Below are 23720 nucleotides of genomic sequence, written 5' to 3'. Positions count from 1 at the left end.
ACGCGCGCGTGAGTCCGTGGGCCATCGCACCGAACGTCCACGCGCGCGTGGACGCGAGAGCGGCGCGCGGTCGCCCTCCCGAGCGTCAAGTACGGGCGCGTGCGCAATCCGTTCGGGTGGGCCGGGTGCGCGTCGCCGACGGGACGGACGTGCGCGCTGGTAGCGGTGGTGCATGCTGCTCACCCCTCGCGCCCGGCTGAAATCCGCGCTCCTCGCCTCGGCCGTCTCCGTCTGCCTCGTCGCCGCGAGCGCCCCGGAGGTCCCGCTCGGCGTCGGCGACCGTCTCTTCCCCCTCCTGGGCAACCCCGGGTACGACGTCGCCTCGTACGATCTGGCCTTCTCCTACTCCGGCACCAACACCAAGCCTCTCCAGGCGGTCACCACCATCGACGCCTGGACCACCACGGACCTGGACCGGATCAACCTCGACTTCGCCCAGGGCAAGGTCGAATCCGTGGAGGTCGACGGCACCCCCGCCACCTTCGGCAGCGCCGGCGACGACCTGGTCGTCACTCCGGAGGACGCGCTGCCGGCCGGCAGCTGGATGCGGATCACCGTGCGGCACACCAGCGATCCCGTCAGCAGCGACGGCCGGGACGGCGGCTGGGTCCGGACCGCGGACGGCCTCGCCATGGCCAATCAGGCCGACGCCGCGCACCTGGTCTTCCCGTGCAACGACCACCCGTCCGACAAGGCGATGTTCACCGTCCGGATCACCGCTCCGAACGGCTACACGGCCGTCGCGGGCGGGCTGCCGACCGGTGTCGAACGGGCCGGCAAGGCGACCACCTGGACCTATCGCACCCAGCACCCCATGGCCACCGAACTCGCCCAGGTGAGCATCGGCCGCTCCACGGTCGTGCACCGCGAGGGGCCGCACGCGCTGCCCGTGCGAGACGTCGTGCCCACCAAGGACCGCGAGGTCCTCGAACCGTGGCTGAAGAAGACCCCCGACCAGATCGCCTGGCTGGAGGGCAAGGTCGGCCCCTACCCGTTCGAGACGTACGGCCTGCTCATGGCCGAGGCCTCCACCGGGTTCGAACTCGAGACGCAGACCCTCTCCCTCTTCGAGCGGGACCTCTTCACCGAGCCCGGCTACCCCAAGTGGTACGTCGAGTCGATCATGGTGCACGAGCTGTCCCACCAGTGGTTCGGCGACAGCGTCAGCCCGCGCACCTGGTCCGACCTGTGGCTGAACGAGGGACACGCCACCTGGTACGAGGCGCTGTACGCCGAGGAGAAGGCGGGGCGCACCCTGGAGGCGCGGATGAAGGCGGCGTACGGCGCCTCCGACCGCTGGCGCTCCACGGGCGGCCCGCCGGCGCAGCCCAAGGCCCCCAACCCCGGCCAGAAGATCAGCATCTTCCGGCCCAACGTCTACGACGGCGCGGCTCTGGTGCTCTACGCACTGCGCCAGGAGATCGGCCGGGCGGCGTTCGAGCACCTGGAGCGGGCGTGGGTCCACAACCACCGGGACTCCACGGCGAGCACGGCCGACTTCGAGCGCCTCGCCCAGGAGATCTCGGGACGTGATCTGGCCCGGTTCTTCAAGGACTGGCTGTACGGCGAGAAGACCCCCGCGATGCCCGGCCACCCGGACTGGAAGCAGGCGGCGCCGGTCGCGAAGGGCGAACCGAAGGCCGCGCCGAAGGTCGCCCCACCGGCGGCGCGGGCCGCGAAATAAGGCCGTGACGAGACGGGCCGTACCGTGCGACCATCGTGAGGCCGGTGCAGCGCGGGACACGGGAATCTCCCGGGGCGCTCGCGCGTTGACCACCATGAAGGCCGCCGCACCGGCATCCAACGACGTAAGGACCCAATGACCTCCTCTTCTTCCCCTTCCCAGGACACCCAGCGCGTTTCGCACGCCTACCCCGAAGGTCTCCGGGCCGATGCCCTGATGGAAGAGGACGTCGCCTGGAGCCACGAGATCGACGGGGACCGGGACGGCGACCAGTTCGACCGCTCCGAGCGCGCGGCCCTGCGCCGCGTGGCGGGCCTCTCCACCGAGCTCGAGGACGTCACCGAGGTCGAGTACCGCCAGCTCCGCCTGGAGCGGGTCGTGCTCGTCGGCGTCTGGACCACGGGAACCGCCCAGGACGCGGACAACTCCCTCGCGGAGCTGGCCGCCCTCGCGGAGACGGCGGGCGCCCTGGTACTCGACGGCGTCATCCAGCGCCGTGACAAGCCCGACGCGGCCACCTACATCGGCTCCGGCAAGGCCGAGGAGCTGCGCGACATCGTGCTCGAGACGGGCGCGGACACCGTCATCTGCGACGGTGAGCTCAGCCCCGGCCAGCTGATCCATCTCGAGGACGTCGTCAAGGTCAAGGTCATCGACCGTACGGCCCTGATCCTGGACATCTTCGCCCAGCACGCCAAGTCCCGAGAGGGCAAGGCGCAGGTGGCGCTCGCGCAGATGCAGTACATGCTGCCGAGGCTGCGCGGCTGGGGTCAGTCGCTGTCCCGGCAGATGGGCGGCGGCAAGGGCGGCGGACTCGCCACCCGTGGCCCCGGTGAGACCAAGATCGAGACGGACCGGCGCCGGATTCGCGAGAAGATGGCGAAGATGCGCCGGGAGATCGCGGACATGAAGACCGGCCGCGAGATCAAGCGCCAGGAACGCAAGCGTCACAAGGTGCCGTCCGTCGCCATCGCGGGCTACACCAACGCGGGCAAGTCGTCGCTGCTCAACCGCCTCACGGGCGCGGGCGTCCTGGTCGAGAACGCCCTGTTCGCGACCCTGGACCCGACCGTGCGCCGGGCGGAGACCCCGAGCGGCCGTCTGTACACGCTGGCCGACACGGTCGGCTTCGTGCGGCACCTGCCGCACCACTTGGTCGAGGCGTTCCGCTCCACCATGGAAGAGGTCGGCGAGTCCGACCTGATCCTGCACGTGGTGGACGGCTCGCACCCGAACCCGGAGGAGCAGCTGGCCGCCGTACGCGAGGTGGTCCGGGACGTCGGCGCCACCGGCGTGCCCGAGATCGTCGTGATCAACAAGGCGGACGCGGCCGACCCGCTGACGCTCCAGCGGCTCATGCGCAACGAGAAGCGCTCCATCGCGATCTCGGCGCGCACCGGCCAGGGCATCGACGAGTTGCTCGCGCTGATCGACAGCGAGCTGCCGCGGCCGTCCGTCGAGGTGGAGGCGCTCGTGCCGTACACCCACGGCGGCCTGGTGGCCCGTGCCCATACCGAGGGCGAGGTGATCTCCGCGGAGCACACGGCGGAGGGCACCCTGCTGAAGGTGCGGGTGCACGAGGAGCTGGCGGCGGACCTCGCGCCGTACGTGCCGGCTCCGCTCGGCTGAACCGTCACGGCCCTCTGACCGCCCGAAGGCCCGCCTCCCGCTGCATGCGGGAGGCGGGCCTTCGGCGCGCTCGGCTCACCGACCGCCGTACGTCCGGCTCATGTTCTCGTAGAGCGCCTCGGCCTCCTGGCCGAGCTGGGGCCCCGCCAGCCAGCTGTTGTCGGCCGGGCCGATCGAGGTGTTGGACACCAGCTCGGTCCTGCCGTCCACCACCCGGAACCATCCGCCGCCGGACGAGCCGCCGGTCATCGTGCAGCCGATGCGGTACATCGTCGGCAGCGACGGGTCGAGTGAGAACCGTCCGGGCCGGTCGAGGCACTTGAACATCTTCAGCCCGTTGTAGGGCGGTGCCGCCGGGTACCCCCAGGCGCCCATCGACGCGACCTCGGTCACGGACGGTGCGGAGAAGTCGACGTCCAGCGCCGCGCCGACCGTCTCCTCCAGCGACTTGGAGCCCTGCTCCGGTGTCACGTGCAGCACGGCGTAGTCGTACGCGGCTCCCGCGCCGCCCGTGTCCGATCCGCCGGCGATCCACTCGTTCGACGTCGACGCCCAGTCGGCCCACCAGTTGCCGTAGGGGGCGATCTCGGACGCCGAGGCATCGCCGAGCCGGTCCTCCGTCCTGCCGAGGTCGTTGTAGGCCGGAACGAAGACGAGGTTGCGGTACCAGCCACCGTCGCCCCCGGCGTGCACGCAATGCCCGGCCGTCCACACGAGGTTGGACTTGCCCGGGTGGTTCACGTCCTTGACGACGGTGCCGGAGCAGACCATCGCGCCCTCGGGCGAGTCGAAGAAGACCTTGCCGACCGGGGCCGCGTTCTCGTGGTAGGGCGTCTTCTCGGCCTCCGCCTTCACGGCCGTCGGGGCCGGGTCGCCGACGCCCTGGTCGGCGGCGGCGTCCTTCGTGGTGACGGTCTTGTTCGCCTCCTGCGCGGACTGCATCCGCGCGGGCTTCCACAGCCCCTCGATCACCGGATTGACGAAGTCCTTGGCCGCGCTGAGCCACTTGTCCTTGTCCCAGTCCTGCCAGCCGCCGTCGGCCCACTTGTCGACGTCGACGCCGTGCTTCTGGAGCTTGTCGGCGATGTCGGCAGGGATCTGTGCCTTGTCGTCGCCGGAGCCCGTGGCGGTCGGAGAGGCGGTGGCGTCGGCCTTGGCCTCGTCGGAGCCGTTGCAGGCGGTCGCCGTCAGAGCCAGGGCGGTGACGAGCCCGGCCGCGAGCAGGGTGCGCCGTCGGCCGTGTGGGTGTGCGGCGGGCGTACGTGTGGAACGCATGGTGCGAAGTCCCCCGTTGAAGCATGGATGTGGAGCGTGTGCAAATGGGACGTATGGAGGTGGAGGGTATGGATGCGGAGCGTGTGGATCGTTGAACGCGTGAGCGCGAGCGCGAGGCGGACCGGAATGTCATGAGCCTGACAGGCTGGGACGGAGACGGTACGGCGCGTTCCCGCGGGCAACACCCCACTATGCCCGTGGAGTTCGGGACGTACGGCGGTGGGACGGTGAAGGTTCCCGTCAGACGTCCCACCGCTGATCAAGCTACTGACCGGCGAACTTGTCACTCACCGAGTCGAACACACCCTTGGCCACGTCACCCAGCCGCGGTCCCGCGAGCCAACCCGCGTTCACCGGGCCGATCGAGGTGTTGGACACCAGCGCCGGCTTCCCGTCCGACCCCTTCGCGACCCAGCCGCCGCCCGACGAACCACCGGTCATCGTGCAGCCGATGCGGTACATCGTCGGATCCGAGGAACTCAGCGAGAACCGCCCCGGCTTGTCCTGGCACTGGTAGAGCTTCTGGCCGTCGTACGGTGCCGCCGCCGGGTAGCCGGTCGCGGTGATGCTGCTCACCTTCGGTACCGCCGGGGCCTTGAAGTTCACCGGCAGCGCCGAACCGACCGTCTCCTCCAGGGACTTGCCCGTTCCGCCCTCCTCCGGTGTCACATGGATGACGGCGTAGTCGTAGGAGGCGCCGTCACCACCGGTCTGCCCGCCCTGCGCGATCCACTGGTCGGACGTCTTCGTCCAGTCGCCCCACCAGACCCCGTACGGAGCCGCCTGCTCCTTGGTGGCCGTCTCCAACTGCTCCGACGACATGCCCGAGTCGTTGTACGACGGCACGAACGCGATGTTGCGGTACCAGCCGCCGCCCTTGCCGGCGTGCACACAGTGGCCGGCCGTCCACACCAGGTTGGACTTCCCGGGGTGAGCCGGGTCCTTCACGACCGTCGCCGAGCAGACCATCGTGCCCTCGGGGGAGTCGAAGAACACCTTGCCCGCCTCGGCGGCGTTCTCGTGGTACGAGGGCGAGACGGCCTTCGCGTCCACCGCCTGCGGCGTCGCGTCGGTCACGCCCTGGTCGCCGGAGAGGTCGCTCTCGTCGACGCTCCGGTCCGGGTCGTCGGCCTCGCGCATCCGGTCCGGGTCCCACAGCCCCGCGATGATCGGGTTGACGTAGTCCTGCGCCTCACGCAGCCAGTCGTCCCTGTCCCAGTTCTTCCAGGCGCCGTTCTTCCACTTGTCGAGGTCGATCCCGTGCTCTTTGAGCCTGTCCTTGATGTCGTCCGGGATCGTGATCTTGCCGTCGGTGCCGGTCGACGCCGCCGCGGAGGCCTGACTGTCCGCTTCGTTGTCACCCGAGCCGCAGGCGGTCGCGGTGAGCGCGAGCACCGAGGCGAGGGCCACGGCGCCCAGTACGGGGGAGATTCCGCGGCGCGCGTTCCTCCCCCGCCGAGCGGCGAACGACGGCCGTATGGATCGCATGATCTGACTCCCCCTGCTGTCAACGAACGTGAAGTACCGGCCGCTCCCGCGCAGCGAAACTCATGGTGATCTCACACCGAGTTCAAGCGGGTCTCACGGCCATGTGTGATGCCACCACACGATATGCGGTCGCCGCGGGCGACTCCCGACCGAATGGCAACTGTTCCGCCACAGACCACCGACGGGACGGGCCGGGCGTGGGACCGAGGTGGGCTGGACGGGCGCGAGCGGGCGTCGGGGCGGGCACGGTCATTCTCGTCACGACCCGTAACCAGCAGGGCCGTTCGGTGTTGGTAGCGAGGGGGATTGTCGTGCGTGCCGGCCCTTCGACCGGCGGGAGGGGCAGGGGAAGGCGTGGCCATGACCGAGCCAGCACCCGAGGAGGCCTCCTCGGCGCGGACCACCACCGGCACGGACTCCGACGAAGCCTCTGACACGGGATCCTCCGTCACGGGAGCCCGGGTTGCCGCGACGGCGGACGTGGCGGACCGGACGGGTGGCCGGCCCGCTCACGAGGGGATCCTGCGGCGCCAGTCGGCTCGCGAATCCGCGGCGCGCACCTACGCGCGGGCCCTGCCGATCGTGCCGGTACGGGCCCGCGGACTGACCATCGAGGGCGCGGACGGCCGCCGCTACCTCGACTGTCTCTCGGGCGCCGGAACCCTCGCGCTCGGCCACAACCATCCCGTGGTGCTGGAGGCCATCCGCAAGGTCCTCGACTCGGGGGCTCCCCTGCACGTCCTCGACCTCGCCACCCCGGTCAAGGACGCCTTCATCACCGAACTCTTCCGGACGCTGCCGCCGGGGCTCGCCGACCACGCGCGCGTGCAGTTCTGCGGACCGGCCGGCACGGACGCCGTGGAGGCCGCCCTCAAGCTGGTCCGGGCCGCCACCGGCCGCACCGGCGTCCTGGCCTTCACCGGGGCGTATCACGGGATGACCGCCGGCTCCCTCGAAGCCTCCGGGGGCGCCTTCGACGTACGGGTGGCACGGCTGCCCTATCCGCAGGACTACCGCTGTCCGTTCGGGGTCGGCGGCGAGCACGGCGCCGAACTCGCCGCCCGCTGGACCGAGTCCCTCCTCGACGATCCCAAGTCGGGGGTACGGCAGCCCGCCGGGATGATCCTCGAACCGGTCCAGGGCGAGGGCGGCGTGATTCCCGCGCCGGACGGATGGATGCGGCGCATGCGGCAGATCACGGCCGAGCGCTCGATCCCGCTGATCGCCGACGAGGTGCAGACGGGCGTGGGACGGACGGGCGCCTTCTGGGCGGTGGAGCACAGCGGGGTCGTCCCCGATGTGATGGTCCTGTCCAAGGCCATCGGGGGCAGCCTGCCGCTCGCCGTCGTCGTCTACCGTGACGCCCTCGACGTCTGGCAACCCGGCGCCCACGCGGGCACGTTCCGCGGCAACCAGCTCGCCATGGCCGCTGGTACGGCCACCCTCGCCTACGTCCGCGAGAACCGCCTCGCCGAACGCGCGGCCAGCCTGGGCGCCCGCATGATGGGCCAACTCCGCCTCCTCGCTGAGGACTTCCCCTGCATGGGAGACGTGCGGGGGCGCGGGCTGATGATCGGGGTCGAGATGGTGGACCCCGAGGGAGAAGGCCGGCCGGGCGTGAACGGCGCCCCGCAGGTCGCCGCGCGCGGAGACTGGGCCGGTGGCGAGCCCGGCGGGTCGGCGGACGGCGACCACGCCCGTGACGTCCCGCCCCGCCCGACGCCGCGCTCTGCTCCCGCGCCCGCCCCCCACCCGGCCGCGCCCGCGCTGGCCGCAGCCGTCCGACGGGAGTGCCTGCGGCGGGGCCTGATCGTCGAACTCGGCGGACGCCACGCCAGCGTCGTTCGGCTGCTCCCGCCCTTGACGATCACCGACGAGCAGGCCGTCGCGGTCCTCGACCGACTGGCGGACGCGATGGCGGCGGTGTCCCGCGGTCACCTTCGCGGCGCGGACCGAAGAGTGCCCGATCAGCCGAACCGCCGGGCCCAGCCCGAGCCTCGTCCTGGGTCCGAGCCCCGCCCTGGGTCCCCCTCCAGGTCTGAATCCGAGCCTCGCTGTGAGTCCCGGTCCAGGCCTGGGTCCGAGCCCCGCTGTGAGTCCGAGCCTCACCCTGGGTCCGAGCCACGCCCTGAGTCCGAGACCCGCCCTGAGCGCGAGGCCCAGTCCGAGCCCCCGCCTGAGCGCGAGCCCCAGTCCCCGACGCAGCAGCACGGCCAGCACCAGCACCAGCACCAGAGCGGGCCGAGCCTGCCGTCCGGGCCGGACCGGCCACAGGGCGGCCATGCCGAATGGGCGGGCTAGCTCCGGGCGACCGCCCGCGTACCCCCGTGACGGCGACCACCGGCGCCGGCGGTTCCGGTGTCGGTCCCTCCGTCGGTGCGCGACGCCCACGCGACGCGCGGGCACGCAAGCTCCGCGCGCCTGCCTGCTCGCGGCCGACCCCACGACCTCACGAGGAACGACCATGACCACCTCCTCCGCCCAGTCCACCCCGCTCACGTCCCCCGTCCCGCACCAGCAGGGAGACGCCTCCCCGACGGCCCCGCCGAGCCGCCCCGACGATCTCCTGGACCACCCCGACCCGCTCACGGCCGCCAACGCGGCCGCCGTGGAGAACCTGTTGCGCTGCTGGGTGCGCGAAACGGGCCTGCCCGCACCCCAGGACGGTGTCCTTCGCCTGCCGCTGCCCGCCAGCGGCATCACCCTGCTCACCCCCGTCCACTACTGGTCCCCGACCGGCTGGCACCGCTTCGGCCTCCCGCGTCCCGCCGGCGCCCCGGAGCAGTCACCGCCCGCGGACGCCGTCATGGTCGCGGCCCTGCTGGCCCGCGAGACGCTCCGGGACGGTTGCCCGTCCGACGGAGCCGCCGATGCCGTGCGGCCGTCCCACGCCGCTGTCCTCCCGGCGGAGCCCGGCACTTCCGTCGAGCCGGCACCCCGTCCCGCGCAGATCAACACCAGTAGCGGGGAAGGTACCGACCTCGTCGCACGCGTCGCCGACTCGGTCCGGCGTACCGCGGTGTTCATCGGCGAGCGCCGGAAATGCGCCGTCGACGAATCCGACCTCTTCCTGACCGCCGAACAGGCCCTGCTGCTCGGACATCCGCTGCACCCGACGCCGAAGAGCCGGGAGGGCCTCTCGGACGGCGAAGCGCGCCTGTACTCACCGGAGTCGCGCGGCTCCTTCCCCCTTCACTGGCTCGCCGTAGCTCCTTCCGTGGTCGCCACCGACTCCGCCTGGACCGAAGCCGGACGCCCCGTCCCCGCCGCCCGGTTGACGGCCCGACTCGCCGGCGCCGGGCTGCCCCTGCCGACCGGCTTCGCCGCCCTGCCGGTGCACCCCTGGCAACTGCGCGAGGCGCGGCACCGTCCCGAGGCCGGGGCCCTGTTCGACGCCGGACTCCTCCAGGACCTGGGCGCCCGTGGTCCCTTGTGGCATCCGACCTCCTCTGTACGCACCGTCCATCGGCCGGGAGCCCCCGCCATGCTCAAACTGTCGCTGGGTCTGCGCATCACCAACTCCCGTCGCGAGAACCTCCGCAAGGAACTCCACCGTGGTGTCGAGGTGCACCGTCTTCTGCGCGCCGGTCTGGCCAAGGAATGGCAGGCGGCCTACCCCGGCTTCGACATCGTCCGCGATCCTGCCTGGCTCGCGGTCGACGGCGCGGACGGCCTCCCGCTGACGGGCCTCGACGTGATGATCCGCCACAACCCGTTCGCCCCGGCGGACGACGTCTCCTGCATCGCCGGTCTCGTGGCACCCCGTCCGGACTCGGCTGCCGACCACCGCTCCCGGCTGGCCGCGATCGTCGGCCATCTCGCCGCACGGACGGGCAGGCCCCTGTCGGCTGTCGCCTGCGAGTGGTTCCTGCGCTACCTGGAGCAGGTCGTCCGCCCCGTCCTGTGGCTCGACGGTGAGGCAGGGATCGCCCTGGAGGCGCATCAGCAGAACACGCTCCTCCTCCTGGACCCCGACGGCTGGCCCGCCGGCGGCCGCTATCGCGACAACCAGGGCTACTACTTCCGCGAGTCCAGCCGCGCGCGACTCGATGCCAGGCTGCCCGGTGCCGGTGAGCGCAGCGACACCTTCGTGTCCGACGACGTCACCGACGAGCGTTTCGCCTACTACCTCGGCATCAACAACGTGTTCGGGCTGATCGGCGCGTTCGGTTCCCAGGGGCTCGCCGACGAGCAACTGCTGCTCGCCGCCTTCCGGCGCTTTCTCGGCGGTGCCGCTTCCGGCCCCCGCCGGCTGCGAGGTTCGCTCCCCGCCCGACTGCTCGACTCGCCCCGCCTGCGCTGCAAGGCGAATCTGCTGACCCGGTTGCACGGCCTCGACGAACTCGTCGGCCCCGTGGACACCCAGTCCGTGTACGTCACCATCGCGAATCCCCTGTGTTCCTGAGCCGTCGTTTCACCGGCCCCGACCCCCTGCCACCCCTGACACCCCTGCCCTCCTCCGACGTACATGCGCCGCCCGACCTGCTGAGAGGAGCTGCCGTGGCTCCCGTCGAGTCAGCCGCCGACAGCCGTACTCCGCCCGCCGCCTCCGACCTGCTCGACCGTGTCGGCGACTGGGGGCCTGTCGCCACCCCGGCCGGCACGCTCCACCTGCTACCCGTACGGGTCGAGAGGGACCTCGCCCTCGTCACCCGGTGGATGAACGACCCCGTTGTCGCGGCGTACTGGGAACTGGCGGGTCCCGAATCCACGACGGCGCGACACCTGTGCCGCCAACTCGACGACGACGGGCGCAGCGTCCCCTGTCTCGGGGTGCTGGACGGTCGGCCCATGAGCTACTGGGAGATCTACCGGGCGGATCTCGACCCGCTGGCCTGCCACTATCCGGCCCGACCGCACGACACCGGTATCCACCTCCTCATCGGCGGTGACGCCGACCGCGGGCGAGGCCTGGGCAGTGGTCTGCTCAGAGCCGTGGCCGACCTGGTCCTCGACAGGAGGCCGGACTGTGCCCGAGTCGTCGCCGAACCCGACTGTCGCAACATTGCGTCCATCGCCACCTTCCTGAGCGCGGGCTTCCGATTCCTCGCTGAGATCGACCTGCCCACCAAGCGGGCCGCCCTCATGGTCCGGGACCGGGTCCCGTCCGAGCTTTCATGACGCTGAGTAATCACGCCGTCACATCTGGAACGCTCCTCGCGGCGCGTCAGTTCCCGCCCACGCCGAAGCCCGGCTTCCCCACCCTCACCGAGAGACCCACCGTCTTGATCCGCTCCCTCCCGTCCGCCGTGACCACACGTTTGTCAGTGCCGCGCCGTAGGGTGGTCGCGCTATGACGAAGCCCTCACTCCCCGAACTCCTGCACGCTGCCGTCACCGCCGTCGGCGGCACGGAGCGTCCCGGCCAGGTGACCATGGCCGAAGCCGTCGCCGAGGCGATCGACGACGGATCCCATCTGCTGGTCCAGGCCGGCACCGGCACCGGTAAGTCCCTCGGCTACCTCGTGCCCGCACTCGCGCACGGGGAGCGAGTCGTGGTCGCGACCGCCACGCTGGCCCTCCAGCGCCAGCTCGTGGAGCGGGACCTGCCGCGTACGGTCGACGCGCTGCACCCGCTGCTGCGTCGCCGCCCGGAGTTCGCCATGCTCAAGGGCAGGTCGAACTACCTGTGCCTGCACCGACTCCATGAGGGCGTCCCGCAGGACGAGGAGGAGGGCCTCTTCGACCAGTTCGAGGCGGCGGCGCCCACCAGCAAGCTGGGCCAGGACCTGCTCCGGCTGCGGGACTGGTCGGACGAGACCGAGACCGGTGACCGGGATGACCTGACACCCGGTGTCTCCGACCGTGCCTGGGCGCAGGTGTCGGTGTCCTCCCGGGAGTGTCTGGGAGCCACGAAGTGCGCCTACGGCGCCGAGTGCTTCGCGGAGATGTCCCGCGAGCGCGCCAAGCTCGCCGATGTCGTGGTCACCAATCACGCACTGCTCGCCATCGACGCCATCGAGGGTGCTCCGGTCCTTCCGCAGCACGAGGTGCTGATTGTCGACGAGGCGCACGAGCTGGTCTCGCGGGTCACCGGTGTGGCCACCGGCGAGCTCACGCCCGGCCAGGTCAACCGGGCCGTACGCCGGGCGGCGAAGCTCGTCAACGAGAAGGCCGCCGACCAGCTCCAGACCGCCGCCGAGGGTTTCGAGCGGCTCATGGAACTGGCGCTGCCCGGTCGTCTGGAGGAGATCCCGGAGGATCTCGGGTACGCCCTCATGGCACTGCGTGATGCCGCGCGGACCGTCATCTCGGGCATCGGCGCGACCCGCGACAAGTCCGTCCAGGGCGAGGACGCGGTCCGCAAGCAGGCCCTCGCGTCCGTGGAGTCCGTGCACGATGTGGCGGAGCGGATCGTCAACGGCTCCGAGTGGGACGTCGTCTGGTACGAGCGGCACGACCGTTTCGGTGCCTCCCTACGTGTCGCGCCCATGTCCGTGTCGGGCCTGCTGCGGGAGAAGCTCTTCGCCGACCGCTCCGTGACCCTGGCCTCCGCGACCCTCAAACTGGGCGGGGACTTCAACGGTGTGGGTGCCTCGATGGGGCTGGCGCCGGAGGGCACCGAGGGCGAGGACGTTCCGCAGTGGAAGGGCCTCGACGTGGGGTCGCCCTTCGACTACCCCAAACAGGGCATCCTCTATGTGGCCAAACACCTGTCGCGCCCCGCGCGGGACGGCGACCGCGGCGACATGCTGGACGAACTGACGGAGCTGATCCAGGCGGCCGGCGGACGCACGCTCGGCCTGTTCTCCTCCATGCGCGCCGCTCAGCTCGCCGCGGAGGAACTGCGCACGCGTGTCCCCGAGTTCCCGATCCTCCTCCAGGGCGAGGAGACACTCGGCGAGCTGATCAAGAACTTCGCGGCGGATCCGAAGACCTGCCTCTTCGGCACGCTGTCGCTCTGGCAGGGCGTCGACGTCCCCGGTCCCAGCTGCCAGCTGGTCGTCATGGACAAGATCCCGTTCCCGCGCCCCGACGACCCCCTGATGAGCGCCCGCCAGAAAGCTGTGGAGGACGCCGGCGGCAATGGCTTCATGGCCGTCGCGGCCACCCACGCGGCCCTGCTGATGGCCCAGGGCGCGGGCCGGCTGGTGCGGGCGTCGGGCGACCGAGGTGTGGTCGCCGTGCTGGACCAGCGGCTGGCGACGGCCCGCTACGGGAGCTATCTGAAGGCGTCCCTGCCGGACTTCTGGTACACCACGGACCGCAATCAGGTCCGCAGGTCGCTCGCGGCGATCGACGCCATGGCCCAGCAGGCGGAGGCCAAGCGGGCGGAACCGGCGGAGGTCGAGCAGGCGGAGGCGGAGGCGGAGTGAAGGAGGGGGCCGTCCCGCTTCCGGGACGGCCCCCTCCTTCATGGTCCGTCGGCGCAGCACAGGGCCCCGGAACCGGCGCAGGGATCCCGGGGCCCAGTCTCGGGGGGTGGACGAAGGTGTCCCGTCCACCGCCGTACTCAGATGCGGCGGAGTACGGCCACCACCTTGCCGAGGATGGTCGCGTCGTCGCCGGGGATCGGCTCGTAGGCCGCGTTGTGCGGGAGGAGCCACACATGGCCGTCCTCGCGCTTGAAGCGCTTGACGGTGGCCTCGCCGTCCAGCATCGCCGCCACGATGTCGCCGTTCTCGGCGACGGGCTGGCGGCGGACGGTGACCCAGTCGCCGTCGCAGATCGCGGCCTCGATCATCGAGTCACCGACGACCTTCAGGACGAACAGCTCACCGTCACCCACCAACTGCCTCGGGAGGGGGAAGACGTCCTCGACCGACTCCTCGGCGAGGATCGGACCACCGGCGGCGATGCGGCCGACCAGCGGGACGTAGGACGCGGCGGGCTTGCCGGCGGTGTCCGTGGGCTGCGCGGAGCTCGCCTGGTCGGAACCTCGTACCTCGTAGGCGCGCGGCCGGTGCGGGTCGCGGCGCAGGAAGCCCTTCCGTTCCAGTGCCATCAGCTGGTGGGCGACCGACGACGTGCTGGACAGGCCGACCGCCTGACCGATCTCCCGCATGGACGGCGGGTAGCCGCGCCGCTGTACGGAATCCCTGATGACCTCGATCACTCGGCGCTGCCGGTCGGTGAGTCCCGAGCTGTCGGCGCGGATGCCTGGAGGTCGTCCAGGCAGGGAGCGCTTGTGTCCCTCGGGATTCACGGCTTCGTTCATCGCATGCACCGGCTCGAGTCGGCCCTGGGAGCGGTCCTGGGCAGTGATGGTGGCACTGTCTGCGGTGGTGGTCACGTCGGCCCCTCTCGATTGTCTCCCTGCTGGACAACGGTAGTTGCTTTCGAAAGGTTGCGCCAAACACACGTTCGAGTGAAAAAGCGCGGATAACCTGACTTGATCACGTAGCTGGGTGTATACGCTCACGAGCTGCCCGGCGGACATAAGGGCTCATTGTGTACTCTTCACCGCCGAGACGGACGACCTGGTGAGGCGCCGCCTCAGTCTGCCACCCGGCGTCCCGCAGGCCGAGAAGCGGCCCGGCTCTGTGCGAGAGTCCCACTTCTTCTCCCTGCGGCGCTCACGGTATCGCCGTATCCGCGTGTCCTCGCGGGTGCACGCGCGCGTGCACGGATGGTTTTCGGGTGCTGGGTGTGACGGCGGGATCGCGAGCGGTGAGCGCGCCGGACGCGACACGCGATACAGCCTGGATGTATGAGCCAAGCCCCCATATGTAGTGGTTGGATTGCGGCAGCGGCCCAGAAGTTGTGGTCCCCGGTGTCTTCGGATGCTCATGGATCCCCTATGCTTGGGGCTGCTTCGAGGGGCCCATGAGGTCCGGCGAGGCCATTGAGTCTGCTGTGAGGAGGGTTGGAGTCCATGCACTGCCCCTTCTGTAGGCACCCCGACAGCCGTGTCGTCGACAGCCGTACGACGGATGACGGCACGTCGATCCGCAGGCGCCGCCAGTGCCCTGACTGCTCCCGTCGTTTCACGACCGTGGAGACGTGCTCGCTCATGGTGGTGAAGCGGTCCGGAGTCACCGAGCCCTTCAGTCGTATCAAGGTCATCAACGGCGTGCGCAAGGCATGCCAGGGGCGGCCTGTCACGGAGGACGCTCTGGCCCAGCTCGGCCAGCGGGTCGAGGAGGCGGTGCGGGCCACCGGAAGCGCCGAGTTGACCACCCATGACGTGGGGCTGGCCATACTCGGCCCGTTGCAGGAGCTCGACCTCGTCGCCTATCTGCGATTCGCCTCCGTCTACCGGGCGTTCGACTCGCTCGAGGACTTCGAGGCCGCCATCGCGGAACTGAGGGACCAGACGGCACGCCCCGCCGCGGACGACGACGACCGCGGGGGCGACGCAGGGGCCGTCGTGGGGAGCCGGGAAGAAGAAGGCGGGTCGGGAGGGACCGTGCAGGTCCCCGAGCCCGCTCACGCCGCCGACTGACCGGAGAGCCGGAACCGGGGTTGTGAGACCGGGGACGGCCGGGCGGCGGCGGACCAAGACCTGTTGTGGGCGACAGCGCGTGGGTGCCCACAGCACAAGACAGAACACCGTGTCACGGGAACAACGTGGCATTTTAGGGCGTTTTCGCCCGTAGAGGGAGGCGGCATGACAGAGACGGCGAGCGGTCCGGCACGAGGTTCCCGAGCCAAGGGAGCCAAGACCACCAAGGGCCTGCGCATCGAGCGCATCCACACGACCCCCGGAGTGCACCCCTACGACGAGGTGGCCTGGGAGCGTCGTGACGTCGTCATGACCAACTGGCGCGACGGCTCGATCAATTTCGAGCAGCGTGGCGTCGAGTTCCCCGACTTCTGGTCGGTGAACGCGGTCAACATCGTCACCAGCAAGTACTTCCGCGGTGCCGTCGGCACCCCTCAGCGCGAGACCGGTCTCCGGCAGCTGATCGACCGCATCGTGAAGACGTACCGGAAGGCCGGTGAGGACCACAGCTACTTCGCCTCGCCCGCCGACGCCGAGATCTTCGAGCACGAGCTGGCGTACGCCCTCCTGCACCAGATCTTCAGCTTCAACAGCCCGGTCTGGTTCAACGTCGGTACCCCGCAGCCCCAGCAGGTCTCCGCCTGTTTCATCCTGGCCGTCGACGACTCCATGGAGTCGATCCTCGACTGGTACAAGGAAGAGGGCATGATCTTCAAGGGCGGCTCCGGCGCCGGCCTGAACCTCTCCCGGATCCGCTCCTCCAAGGAGCTCCTCTCCTCCGGTGGCAACGCCTCCGGTCCGGTCTCCTTCATGCGCGGCGCCGACGCCTCGGCCGGCACCATCAAGTCCGGTGGCGCCACCCGCCGCGCCGCCAAGATGGTCGTCCTGGACGTCGACCACCCGGACGTCGAGGACTTCATCGCCACCAAGGTGAAGGAAGAGGAGAAGATCCGCGCCCTGCGCGACGCGGGCTTCGACATGGACCTGGGCGGCGACGACATCACGTCCGTCCAGTACCAGAACGCCAACAACAGCGTCCGCGTGAACGACGAGTTCATGACGGCCGTGGAGAACGGCACCGAGTTCGGCCTGCGCGCCCGCATGACCGGCGAGATCATCGAGAAGGTCGACGCCAAGGCGCTCTTCCGCAAGCTCGCCGAGGCCGCGTGGGCCTGCGCCGACCCGGGCATCCAGTACGACGGTGTGATCAACAACTGGCACACCTGCCCCGAGTCCGGCCGCATCACCGCGTCCAACCCGTGCAGCGAGTACATGCACCTGGACAACACGTCCTGCAACCTCGCCTCGCTGAACCTGATGAAGTTCCTCAAGGACGACAGCAAGGGCAACCAGTCCTTCGAGGCCGACCGTTTCCAGAAGGTCGTCGAGCTCGTCATCACCGCGATGGACATCTCCATTTGCTTCGCGGACTTCCCGACCGAGAAGATCGGCGAGAACACGCGCGCGTTCCGCCAGCTCGGCATCGGCTACGCCAACCTCGGCGCCCTGCTGATGGCCACCGGTCACGCCTACGACTCCGACGGCGGCCGCGCGCTGGCCGGCGCCATCACCTCCCTGATGACGGGCACGGCCTACCGCCGCTCCGCCGAACTGGCTTCGGTCGTCGGTACGTACGACGGCTACGCCCGCAACGCCGACGCCCACAAGCGCGTCATGAAGCAGCACTCCGACGCCAACGGGACGGCCGTCCGCATGGACGACCTGGACTCCCCGGTCTGGGCCGCCGCCACGGAGGCCTGGCAGGACGTTCTGCGGCTCGGTGAGAAGAACGGCTTCCGCAACTCCCAGGCGTCCGTGCTCGCGCCGACCGGCACCATCGGTCTGGCGATGTCCTGCGACACCACCGGCGTCGAGCCCGACCTCGCCCTGGTCAAGTTCAAGAAGCTGGTCGGCGGCGGCTCGATGCAGATCGTCAACGGCACCGTTCCGCAGGCCCTGCGCCGCCTGGGTTATCAGGAGGAGCAGATCGAGGCGATCGTCGCCCACATCGCCGACAACGGCAATGTGGTCGACGCCCCCGGCCTCAAGCCGGCGCACTACGAGGTGTTCGACTGCGCCATGGGCGAGCGTGCCATCTCCCCGATGGGCCACGTCCGCATGATGGCCGCGATCCAGCCCTGGATCTCCGGTGCCATCTCCAAGACGGTCAACATGCCGGAGACGGCGACCGTCGAGGAGGTCGAGGAGATCTACTTCGAGGCCTGGAAGCTCGGCGTCAAGGCGCTCGCGATCTACCGCGACAACTGCAAGGTCGGCCAGCCCCTCTCCGCGAAGACCAAGGAGAAGGAGAAGACCGAGGTCACCGAGAAGGCCGAGGAGACGATCCGCGCCGCGGTCGAGAAGGTCATCGAGTACCGCCCGGTCCGCAAGCGTCTGCCCAAGGGCCGTCCCGGCATCACGACCTCCTTCACGGTCGGTGGCGCCGAGGGCTACATGACCGCCAACTCCTACCCGGACGACGGTCTCGGCGAGGTCTTCCTCAAGATGTCCAAGCAGGGTTCGACCCTTGCCGGGATGATGGACGCCTTCTCCATCGCGGTCTCCGTGGGCCTCCAGTACGGCGTGCCCCTGGAGACGTACGTCTCGAAGTTCACCAACATGCGCTTCGAGCCGGCCGGCATGACCGACGACCCGGACGTGCGGATGGCGCAGTCGATCGTCGACTACATCTTCCGTCGTCTGGCGCTCGACTTCCTGCCCTTCGAGACGCGCTCCGCGCTCGGCATCCACTCCGCCGAGGAGCGTCAGCGCCACCTGGAGACCGGTTCGTACGAGCCGAACTTCGAGGAGGAGAACGTCGACGTCGAGGGGCTCGCACAGTCGGCTCCGCGGCAGACGGACCTGAAGGCCGTCGCCACTCCGAAGGCCGATGTCGAGGTGGCCGAGCCCGCCCCGAAGCAGGCTCACACGAGTGCCGAACTGGTGGAGATGCAGCTGGGCATCCAGGCCGACGCCCCGCTGTGCTTCTCCTGCGGTACGAAGATGCAGCGGGCCGGTTCCTGCTACATCTGCGAGGGCTGCGGTTCGACCAGCGGTTGCAGCTGATCAGCGTGACGCCGGTCAGGTCGCGATGACCTGACAAAGGGCGGTGGAGCCGGTTCTCGGCTCCACCGCCCTCGGTGTTCTCCGGAGGTTCCACCGTCGCGAGACGTCGGTGGGGTCCTCCGAGCGTTCAGGAGTGGCGCACCTGGCCCATGGTCCTCGTGAACGTCGCCGGGTCGTCCTCGAAGCCCTGGACGCCGGGGTGGAACGACCATCCGTCGGACGACTCGCGCAGGAACTCGCCGACCGTCGCCGCGGTCGCGCCGAGGACATCGGCGAAGTCGTCCTGGTCCAGGACGGTGTAGCCCTCCCGTATCCGGAAGCCGGGGTTGAGCACACCGACGAACGTCCGGTGCTCCGGGTTCTGCTGGATGACCACACCGACGACCACGCGCGCGTACCGCGCGTCCAGCCGGTCGAGCTCCAGCGTCATCACCTCGTCCCAGCCGAAGCCCTTGCCGTCCTTGCTGTCACGGTTGAGATAGATCGTTCCGTCGGGGGAGCGACTGTCGAAGTGCACGACATAGGCAGGGGCCCCGTGCGGATCGCTCGCCAGGTAGGTCGCGGCCACGATGTCCAGGTCGGTGGGCGGCTGCCCTGTCGGACTCGGGTCCCACTTCAGCGCCATCTCGACCTTGCGGATTCCCTTGTTGAGGCCGCTCACCGGAATTGCCCTCCCCGTTTCCCCGTCTGACATCGCCCCGAACCCACCGACTTTCAGGGTCGGTTGTCCATCCTGCCACGCGCGCGTGCGCCATCGCAGCGTCGCTCTGTGAACAAGGGTGACCAACGCCACGCCCACTGGCCTTACCATGGCGCGGTGCTGGTCAAGTGGATTCGCTGCACCGTGGTGGACCGCCGCGGTTTCGAACGGGGACAGCGAAAGTGGGCGGGGCTTCTGGGGGAGCCGGGGTTCCGGGGGCAGGGCGGGGGCTGGAGCAGAGCGCGGCCCTCCGTCGCGCATGTCTTCGCGTTCTGGGAGAGCCGCGCCTTCTACGACTCCTTCATGGCGCGTTCCCATGACCGGCTGGCCGTGGCTCAGTCGGGCACGTTCAAGGACGCCCAGGTACGGCTGTTCGACTACCGCTTCGACGTGAAGACGGGCTTCGAACCCCGCTTCACCGACTCCGACCTGCTGCGGGTGGCCCTGTGCCGGGTCCACGAGGAACGTGCCGAGCACTTCACCCTCATGCAGGAGAAGGTCTGGAACCCCGCGATGGCCGGCTCACCCGGCATGATCCGGGGAATGTTCGCCGAGGCACCCGGCCACGAGTTCATGGTGCTGTCGATGTGGCGCTCGGAGGCCGAGCACGGGAAGTACCGGACCGAACGCGTGGAGCGGCTCGCACTGCGCGCCCAGACGGAGACGGACATATCCGCCCTCACCGGTGACATCGTCGAACTCGAGTCGACCTGGACGGTTTGAAAACCGGACGCACCAGCGGGTCCGGTGATCGTGCGCTGCATGCGCTTTTTGGTGCGGGATTTGTGTGACCTACGCTGTATGGAGGCCGTACGAGTGCTCGATCGGCCGCGACGCGATCTAGGGTTTTGGCATGGCACGACCACGGCGCATCGTCCTTGTCCGGCACGGGGAGTCAACGGGCAATGTTGATGACACCGTCTACGAGCGTGAACCCGACCACGCACTGGCCCTGACCGAGCGAGGGTCGCAGCAGGCCGAGGAGACGGGTAAGACCCTGCGGGAGGTGTTCGGCCGCGAGCGGGTCAGCGTGTACGTCTCCCCCTACCGGCGTACGCACGAAACGCTCCGGGCCTTCCACCTGGACACGGAACTCATACGGGTACGCGAGGAGCCCCGGCTGCGCGAGCAGGACTGGGGAAACTGGCAGGACCGCGACGACGTACGGCTGCAGAAGACCTACCGGGACGCCTACGGGCACTTCTTCTACCGTTTCGCCCAGGGGGAGAGCGGCGCCGACGTCTACGACCGGGTCGGCGGCTTCCTGGAGAGCCTCTTCCGCAGCTTCGAGGCCCCCGATCACCCGCCGAACGTCCTCATCGTGACCCACGGCCTCGCGATGCGGCTGTTCTGCATGCGCTGGTTCCACTGGACGGTCGCGGAATTCGAGTCCCTCGCGAATCCGGGGAACGCCGAGATGCGGATGCTCGTTCTCGGGGACGACGACAAGTACACACTCGACCGGCCCTTCAACCGCTGGCGAGATCCGGAACCGTACGGGATCACCGGATAGGGTGGCAGATCGATGACCGCTGACTCCTCTCCCGACCGGCGCCTGGAGCGCGCGCTGGCCAGCCTCCGTGGCCTTGCCCTGGGTGACGCGCTGGGCTCACAGTTCTTCGTGCCGGTGAACTATCCGCTCCTCCAGCGCCGCGAGCTGCCGCCCGGTCCCTGGCAGTGGACCGACGACACCGAGATGGCCTGCTCCGTCGTGGCGATTCTGGCCGCCCATGACCGCATCGATCAGGACGCGCTGGCCCAGTCCTTCGCCGAGCACCACGACTTCGACCGCGGGTACGGGCCTGCGGTCAACCGGCTGCTGAGACTGGTCAGGGAGGGTGCCGACTGGCGTGAGCTGGCGGCCGCCCTGTTCAACGGACAGGGGTCCTGGGGCAACGGCGCGGCGATGCGCGTCGCCCCGCTGGGGGCCTGGTACGCGGACGATCCCGAGCAGGCGACCCACCAGGCCGAGATCTCCGCCTACCCCACGCATCAGCACCGGGAAGCCGTGGTCGGAGCCATGGCGGTCGCCGCTGCCGCCGCCCTGGTGGGCGCCCCCGCAGGGCCGCCCAGCGCCGAGGCGCTCCTGGACGGCGTCGTCGCCCTCGTCCCGAAAAGCGCCGTGGGCGCGGGTCTGCGGCGCGCCAGGGACATGCTCGACTACGCCGACGCGGCCACCGTGGCGGCAGTGCTGGGCTGCGGGAGGCGGACGTCGGCTCACGACACCGTGCCCTTCGCGGTCTGGTCGGCGGCCCGCGCCCTCGGTGACTACGAGTCGGCGTTCTGGACGACCGCGCAGGTCGGCGGCGACGTGGACACGACCTGCGCCATCGTGGGCGGCATCCTCGCGTCCGGCAGGGCTGGGGCTCCTCCGCAGACATGGGCGCAGCAGGTGGAGGCGCTGCCCGGCTGGATGCCCGCGCGCCGAGTGGTGCCCGAGGTCTGAGAGCGACGCCCGGCGTGCGACCGCCGACGCCCCGCTCGCCTCATCCGCCTCACCACGGGCCGACGTCGTCGCACCGGCCGAACAGTGCGCGCGGGCCCGGCCCCGGGCGGTCGTTGAAACTCTCCGTGCCCGATGGGAACTCTGCGTGACCGTCAGCGCGTTGTTCGGACATCCGCTGTGCGCGTCACGTCGTGCGAGCCGTGCGGGCGGATGAGGGGCCGGGTGGCCGTGGACATGGAAGAGGGGGTGGGCGTGCGGTTCAGCCTGAGGACGATCGTGTCGGTGTCGGTGTCGGTGTCGGTGTCGGTGTCGGTGTCGAGAGACCGCGCGGGCCGACCCGGAAGCGGTGGACTCGCCTTCGGTGTGACAGGCGGTGACCTTCCCGGGCCGACCGGCGGTGCCGTTCCGTCAGCCGGCGATGGGCCCCGCCGTGCCGGACAGTGCCTCCAGGTCGCTCTTCTGGACACGGATGACGAAGAAGGCCGTCGCCAGGGCGAGTACGGCCATCGCGACGGCCGGGACGAAAGCCGTCGAGATGCCATGGGCGAGCACCTCGTGTCCCCAGGGGGCCGGCAACCGGTGCGTCTTGGCGAACTCCGCCTTCTGCTCCGGGGTGCCGTCCGTGAGGAACCTCGGCAGCTGCTTCTCCGCCTCGTCCTTGCTGGCCGTGCCGAAGACGGTCGTCAGGATCGACAGACCGAGCGAACCTCCCACCTGCTGGGTGGCGTTGAGCAGGCCGGACGCGGCGCCTGCCTCGTGCGGGGCGACACCCGAGACGGCGGTGACCGTCACCGTCACGAAGTTCAGCCCCATGCCGAAGGCGAAGACCACCATCGGCCCGAGGATGCCCCCGACGTAGGAGCTGTCGGGACTGATGAAGGCCTGCCAGGTGAGGCCGAGCGCCACCAGCGCGGAGCCGGCGAGCATGAACGGCTTGGGGCCGAACGTGGGGAGGAAGCGCTGCGACAGACCCGCGCCCGCCGCGATGGCCACCGTGACGGGGAGGAACGCGAGGCCCGACTTGATCGGGCTGTAACCCAGCACGTTCTGCACGAAGAGCACGATGTAGAAGAACATGCCGAACATGGCCGCCGCGAGGCTGAGCATGATCACGTACGTGCCGGAGCGGTTGCGGTCGGCGAACATCTTGAGCGGTGTGATCGGCTCCTTGGCCCGCGCCTCCGTGAAAACGAAGGCGACCAGCAGGACCAGCGCGACCGCGAAGGCGCCGAGCGTCAGACTGTCCCCCCAGCCCTCCTCCGCCGTGCGGATGAACGCGTACACCAGAGAAACCATGCCGAGCGTCGAGGTCAATGCGCCGGCTATGTCGAAGCGTCCGGGGTGGCGTTCGGACTCGCTGATGTAGAGCGGGGCGAGGAAGGCGATGAGCACCCCGATGGGCACGTTGACGAACAGCACCCACCGCCAGTCGAGCCATTCGGTGAGCATGCCGCCCGCGAGCAGACCGATGGCGCCGCCGCCCGCGGAGACCGCCGCGAAGACGCCGAAGGCCCGGTTCCGCTCCGGTCCCTCGGGGAACGTGGTGGTGATGAGCGCGAGCGAGGTGGGCGACGCGATGGCGCCTCCCATGCCCTGGAGGGCGCGCGCGGCGAGCAACTGCCAGGGTTCCTGGGCCAGTCCGCCCAGAAGCGAGGCGAGGGTGAAGAGAAGGATGCCGGTCATGAACACGCGGCGCCGGCCGAGGATGTCACCGGCTCTGGCGCCGAGCAGCAGCATGCCGCCGAAGGTGAGCGTGTAGGCGCTGACGACCCAGGTGAGGTCGGTGGTGCTGAACTTGAGCGCGTCCTGAATGTGCGGGAGGGCGATATTCACAATCGTCGCGTCGAGTACCACCATGAGCTGGCAGGCCGCGATCACGGTCAGTGCGATGCCGGGGTGTCCTTCCCGGCGGGCCGCCCCGGGTTTCTGGTTCTGAGTCAGCTGAGAGGTTGTCACTATGAGTCCCCCACAAGAGCATTAGTGAACGATGGCGTTCACTGGCCCGTCAACGGTAGTGAGTCTCTCGGAGTGAACGCAAGCGTTCACTC

At 69.9% G+C, this 23720-nt stretch carries 16 protein-coding genes; 11 read left to right on the top strand and 5 right to left on the bottom strand.

Features of this window, described 5'->3' with window-relative positions:
• The first annotated feature begins 172 nt into the window (after positions 1 to 172).
• Positions 173 to 1684 carry a M1 family metallopeptidase gene (locus OG440_RS09305; RefSeq protein WP_406006370.1) on the top strand — a complete coding sequence of 504 codons (1512 nt, stop codon included), beginning with the start codon at positions 173 to 175 and terminating at the stop codon, positions 1682 to 1684.
• 135 nt (positions 1685 to 1819) lie between these two features.
• Positions 1820 to 3313, top strand: coding sequence for a GTPase HflX (gene hflX, locus OG440_RS09300; protein WP_406006369.1), 1494 nt, complete (start codon positions 1820 to 1822; stop codon positions 3311 to 3313).
• A 75-nt stretch (positions 3314 to 3388) separates the two neighbouring features.
• On the opposite strand, the gene OG440_RS09295 is transcribed toward hflX, so the two are convergent.
• Positions 3389 to 4588 carry a hypothetical protein gene (locus OG440_RS09295; protein WP_406006368.1) on the bottom strand — a complete coding sequence of 400 codons (1200 nt, stop codon included), beginning with the start codon at positions 4586 to 4588 and terminating at the stop codon, positions 3389 to 3391.
• A 264-nt stretch (positions 4589 to 4852) separates the two neighbouring features.
• On the bottom strand, positions 4853 to 6076 hold the full coding sequence (locus OG440_RS09290) for a trypsin-like serine peptidase (protein WP_406006367.1): 1224 nt from the start codon (positions 6074 to 6076) through the stop codon (positions 4853 to 4855).
• A 360-nt stretch (positions 6077 to 6436) separates the two neighbouring features.
• On the opposite strand from OG440_RS09290, the gene OG440_RS09285 reads away from it, so the two are divergent.
• The 4 genes from OG440_RS09285 (at position 6437) to OG440_RS09270 (ending at position 13391) form a co-directional block, all read left to right on the top strand.
• Entirely contained in the window at positions 6437 to 8377 is a 1941-nt protein-coding gene (locus tag OG440_RS09285) for a diaminobutyrate--2-oxoglutarate transaminase family protein (protein ID WP_406006366.1), read from the top strand.
• 163 nt (positions 8378 to 8540) lie between these two features.
• Positions 8541 to 10481 (top strand): IucA/IucC family protein, encoded by a 1941-nt coding sequence (locus OG440_RS09280; RefSeq protein ID WP_406006365.1) that lies wholly within the window; start codon positions 8541 to 8543, stop codon positions 10479 to 10481.
• A gap of 95 nt (positions 10482 to 10576) precedes the next feature.
• A complete protein-coding gene (locus tag OG440_RS09275; protein WP_406006364.1) occupies positions 10577 to 11197 on the top strand; it encodes a GNAT family N-acetyltransferase in 621 nt (206 codons plus the stop codon).
• 172 nt (positions 11198 to 11369) lie between these two features.
• On the top strand, positions 11370 to 13391 hold the full coding sequence (locus OG440_RS09270; RefSeq protein ID WP_406006363.1) for an ATP-dependent DNA helicase: 2022 nt from the start codon (positions 11370 to 11372) through the stop codon (positions 13389 to 13391).
• A gap of 137 nt (positions 13392 to 13528) precedes the next feature.
• Here the strand turns inward: OG440_RS09270 and lexA are convergent, their stop codons facing one another.
• Entirely contained in the window at positions 13529 to 14308 is a 780-nt protein-coding gene (gene lexA / locus OG440_RS09265; protein WP_406006362.1) for a transcriptional repressor LexA, read from the bottom strand.
• 582 nt (positions 14309 to 14890) lie between these two features.
• Between lexA and nrdR the strand changes: the two genes are divergently transcribed.
• Positions 14891 to 15460, top strand: coding sequence for a transcriptional regulator NrdR (nrdR, locus tag OG440_RS09260; RefSeq protein ID WP_406006361.1), 570 nt, complete (start codon positions 14891 to 14893; stop codon positions 15458 to 15460).
• Between the two features lie 165 nt (positions 15461 to 15625).
• Positions 15626 to 18526: a vitamin B12-dependent ribonucleotide reductase gene (locus OG440_RS09255; protein ID WP_406006360.1), complete on the top strand. Its 2901-nt coding sequence runs from the start codon at positions 15626 to 15628 to the stop codon at positions 18524 to 18526.
• 127 nt (positions 18527 to 18653) lie between these two features.
• Here OG440_RS09255 and OG440_RS09250 read toward each other — a convergent pair whose 3' ends face one another.
• Positions 18654 to 19187, bottom strand: coding sequence for a TerD family protein (locus OG440_RS09250; RefSeq protein WP_406006359.1), 534 nt, complete (start codon positions 19185 to 19187; stop codon positions 18654 to 18656).
• 156 nt (positions 19188 to 19343) lie between these two features.
• Here OG440_RS09250 and OG440_RS09245 point away from each other — a divergent pair, with 156 nt between their 5' ends.
• The 3 genes from OG440_RS09245 to OG440_RS09235 all read left to right on the top strand — a co-directional run bounded on the left by OG440_RS09245 (position 19344) and on the right by OG440_RS09235 (position 21672).
• A complete protein-coding gene (locus OG440_RS09245; RefSeq protein ID WP_406006358.1) occupies positions 19344 to 19949 on the top strand; it encodes a YdbC family protein in 606 nt (201 codons plus the stop codon).
• Between the two features lie 130 nt (positions 19950 to 20079).
• Positions 20080 to 20739: a histidine phosphatase family protein gene (locus tag OG440_RS09240; RefSeq protein ID WP_406006357.1), complete on the top strand. Its 660-nt coding sequence runs from the start codon at positions 20080 to 20082 to the stop codon at positions 20737 to 20739.
• A gap of 12 nt (positions 20740 to 20751) precedes the next feature.
• Positions 20752 to 21672, top strand: a complete 921-nt coding sequence (locus tag OG440_RS09235; RefSeq protein WP_406006356.1) for an ADP-ribosylglycohydrolase family protein — start codon at positions 20752 to 20754, stop codon at positions 21670 to 21672.
• A gap of 408 nt (positions 21673 to 22080) precedes the next feature.
• On the opposite strand, the gene OG440_RS09230 is transcribed toward OG440_RS09235, so the two are convergent.
• Positions 22081 to 23628, bottom strand: coding sequence for an MFS transporter (locus OG440_RS09230; RefSeq protein ID WP_406006355.1), 1548 nt, complete (start codon positions 23626 to 23628; stop codon positions 22081 to 22083).
• Positions 23629 to 23720: the final 92 nt, after the last annotated feature.

Source organism: Streptomyces sp. NBC_00637, assembly GCF_045161545.1.
GTDB lineage: Bacteria > Actinomycetota > Actinomycetes > Streptomycetales > Streptomycetaceae > Streptomyces.
This window is presented reverse-complemented; position numbering and strand designations above follow the sequence as displayed.